Source organism: Elizabethkingia argenteiflava (assembly GCF_009904105.1).
Lineage (GTDB): Bacteria > Bacteroidota > Bacteroidia > Flavobacteriales > Weeksellaceae > Elizabethkingia > Elizabethkingia argenteiflava.
In genome coordinates this window covers 1-437 of record NZ_JAAABJ010000196.1, presented here as the reverse complement: position 1 = coordinate 437, position 437 = coordinate 1, and the positions used below count along the sequence as shown (strand labels likewise).

At 25.4% G+C, this 437-nt stretch carries 1 pseudogene; it reads left to right on the top strand.

What is annotated here, in order from left to right:
- Positions 1-217, top strand: a pseudogene (locus tag GNY06_RS13580) (DNA adenine methylase); the annotation flags it as partial.
- Positions 218-437: the final 220 nt, after the last annotated feature.

Here is a 437-nt window from a genome sequence, read left to right as displayed (position 1 = left end):
CAGCGGAGGGAAAAAAATCAAAATTCCACAGCCTATTAAGGATAAAATTTTAAACCGTCTTGAACAAGAAAAAGGCTACGTTGATTACATGAGTATATCTAAGAATATTCTCTATACGATGCACTATTTAAAGGACTTAGAACAATTCAAGAAAGAAACACTATACAACCTAATAACTAAAAAAAAAAAATACGAAAATGAAGGCTATCTTCAATGAGTAGAGATTGTTCTTAATTGTGATTATCTGTCTTTATTTGAAAAATACTAGAATCTTTATAATGTCGTCTATTTATTGGTTCCTATCTATCTTTATATAGATATATGTATATTTTTGATTAAAAATTTATGGATATTTAATATATTTTTAATCTTGATGATCTTTTTAACAATATCTTTATTTATCTTGTTCCCTTCTTATTTATGTTGTATAGTCGAAT